We start from the raw sequence: 2736 nt of genomic DNA, 5'->3' as shown, positions 1-2736 counted from the left end.
TGGTGGATAAGAATAAGCGGGTAACGCGACTCGAACGCGCGACATCGACCTTGGCAAGGTCGCGCTCTACCACTGAGCTATACCCGCTTCATTAATAGATAGTCTATAGAAAAAAAGAAATACTGTCAACTGCATTTTCCTTGATATCCTATTACTAATTAATTAAATCCTATTCAATTTTTAAGTATATGAATAGGATTTAATAATTCAACTGATTTCTAAATAACGAAATTGTTAAAAGCTGCAGTAACAATAACTAATCCAAACCAAAGGCCACAGCTAGCGTAGACTAGACTCTTTGATTTTTCCCATTCACCAGGTGAAACTAGGATAACTGGAACGCCAATAACTAAAACGAAAGATAACAGTATAAGAGCACTAACAAGTAATTGGATAATAGTAACCATGTTTGTTTCCTCAAATATGAAATTTGGCTTTAAAATTGTGCTTACTTGTATGGATATTTGTTTAAGCTCAACACTGTATCCTCATAACTTGACAAGGTAAGCATTTCTCTACTACATGTTATACTATTGCTACTTGTTTTTTGCAATTACTTAATAAATTAAAAAAAAAGTTATAGTTATATTTTTAGAAAAAATTGTATTTAAGTGCTCTTATTATGATTTTAAATATTATTGATATGTTTATCTGAATGTACTTGTAACTAAACGTCACAAGGTTATCAATCACATTTAGAAGTAAAACTTTTTTTTGATTTAGTTGTTATTTTACATTGTTATCTTATTTCAGTTTTTACTTCGTTAATTATTTCTCCATAACACTTATACGTAAAACCGATAGAAATTATGATATTACAGTTAACAGTAAACTTTGACTATTTTTTTTATGCTTCGTAATTGTATCTAATCTTGAATATCTATCCTTCTTAGCATAAATTGTTTTTTATGCATTTTTTTTATTTGATTAAACATGTGATTCTAGCTTGGTTTTGTTAATAATTTAGTTTTTTACTTCTGGTAGTAGATATTTTTATGTATATGCAAAGTCCATTTATGACTTTTTAATATTTAAACTTCTAATAATTCATAATTAATAATTTAATTATGAAGAAACCTTTCATTGTCTTATTATTTACATAGGAAAAAGGAAACAAATTTGCTCATTAAACAATTGCACTGTGTCTAAAAATAAATATTACTTAATTAATCCGATAATAAAGTTTATTATAAAGTATGTATAAGGTAACTAATCATTATTTGTTGCCTTTGTTTATTTTATCACATTTGATATACAAAACTTTTCCTTACAGAGAGGTCAAAAAAATATGGAAGGAACTTTACTGTTAGCTAAATTGCCTGAAGCGTACGCAATCTTTAAACCTATTATTGACGTTGCTCCAGTAATCCCAGTGTTTTTCTTGCTTTTAGCTTTTGTTTGGCAAGCTGCTGTTGGATTTAGATAATTAAGAATTTTGCTGCATTATAGAGTTTTATCTTTTTATGCAGCAAAACATTTATATTAATAATTGAATATCGTCCACTTTAGCTTTATTAAATTTATATATTTTTTATTTGAATCTTAGGTTGTTTGGTACTCTGTATTATCATATATAATATGAAATATGTTGTATATTGCTTTTCATAGCATTAAAAAAAACTACAAAAAAATAAATATTATGATAGAACCATTATTATTTGGTATTGTTCTAGGGTTAATCCCAGTAACTTTAGCAGGTTTATTCGTTGCTGCATATCTACAATATAGAAGAGGAAACCAGTTTGGTTTATAAATATTGCTAGTATTCTGTTATAGAATAAAAAAAGCAATTTGCTTTAATTACTCATTTATTTTTAAATGTTGAGTATTTAGAGCAAATTGTTTTCTTTTTATTACCAGCTTGATTTAGTTACACCGGGTAATAAGCAAGCATGTGACATTTCTCTTAGGACATGTCTAGAAAGGCCGAAGTCTCTATAATATCCACGACTTCTTCCTGTTAGCCAGCATCTATTTCTGTGTCGACACGGTGCAGAATTATTGGGTAACTTTTCTAATTTCGCATATAATGCTAACTTAGATTCATAAGTTTCGGCTCCTTTCAATAATTCTTTTATTTCCTTTCTTTTTTTTCCATATTTGTTTATAAGTCTTTCGCGTTTCTTCTCACGCTCTATCATGTTCTTTTTTGCCATGTTTTTTTTATTTATTTTTTATAATATTCACACTCAATCACAAATGTTGAAAATAACATTGATGATAATTATGTTACAACAACTATGTACAAGGATTCAAGTAGAACTTTACTTGAATCCTTGTGAAGTTAACATTTAATAATTAAGTATTAACCAAATTTACCAGTAGTAGATGCTATCACGAAGGCTGCATAAGTAAATATATATCCAACCGTAAAGTGTATTAGTCCTACAAGTCTAGCTTGAACAATTGATAAAGCCACAGGCTTGTCTTTCCATCTTACTAAGTTCGCAAGCGGAGTTCTTTCATGTGCCCAAACAAGAGTTTCAATTAATTCTTGCCAATATCCTCTCCATGAGATTAAGAACATGAATCCAGTAGCCCAGATCAGATGTCCGAATAGGAACATCCAAGACCATACTGATAGACTGTTCATACCAAATGGATTATAACCATTGATAAGAGGTGACGAGTTTAACCATAGATAATCTCTTAGCCATCCCATAATATATGTTGATGACTCGTTAAATTGTCCAGCGTTACCTTGCCATATAGTTACATGTTTCCAATGCCAATAGA

General features: G+C 29.3%; 4 protein-coding genes and 1 tRNA gene. 2 read left to right on the top strand and 3 right to left on the bottom strand.

Annotated features, from left to right (window positions below; translation table 11 throughout):
- Positions 1-15: 15 nt before the first annotated feature.
- Positions 16-87: transfer RNA gene (locus QNK89_RS09855), tRNA-Gly, on the bottom strand.
- A 1201-nt stretch (positions 88-1288) separates the two neighbouring features.
- Between QNK89_RS09855 and QNK89_RS09850 the strand changes: the two genes are divergently transcribed.
- Together QNK89_RS09850 and petG are read left to right on the top strand one after the other, a co-directional pair.
- Entirely contained in the window at positions 1289-1426 is a 138-nt protein-coding gene (locus tag QNK89_RS09850; protein WP_340170857.1) for a photosystem II reaction center protein K, read from the top strand.
- Positions 1427-1639: 213 nt separating this feature from the next.
- A complete protein-coding gene (gene petG / locus QNK89_RS09845) occupies positions 1640-1753 on the top strand; it encodes a cytochrome b6-f complex subunit PetG (protein WP_340170856.1) in 114 nt (37 codons plus the stop codon).
- A gap of 100 nt (positions 1754-1853) precedes the next feature.
- On the opposite strand, the gene rpsN is transcribed toward petG, so the two are convergent.
- Positions 1854-2156, bottom strand: a complete 303-nt coding sequence (gene rpsN, locus QNK89_RS09840; RefSeq protein WP_340170853.1) for a 30S ribosomal protein S14 — start codon at positions 2154-2156, stop codon at positions 1854-1856.
- A 149-nt stretch (positions 2157-2305) separates the two neighbouring features.
- Positions 2306-2736 (bottom strand): hypothetical protein (locus QNK89_RS09835; RefSeq protein WP_340170852.1); only part of this gene is annotated, 431 nt, incomplete at its 5' end.

This window comes from Lacinutrix sp. (assembly GCF_037625555.1).
GTDB lineage: Bacteria > Bacteroidota > Bacteroidia > Flavobacteriales > Flavobacteriaceae > Lacinutrix.
This window is presented reverse-complemented; position numbering and strand designations above follow the sequence as displayed.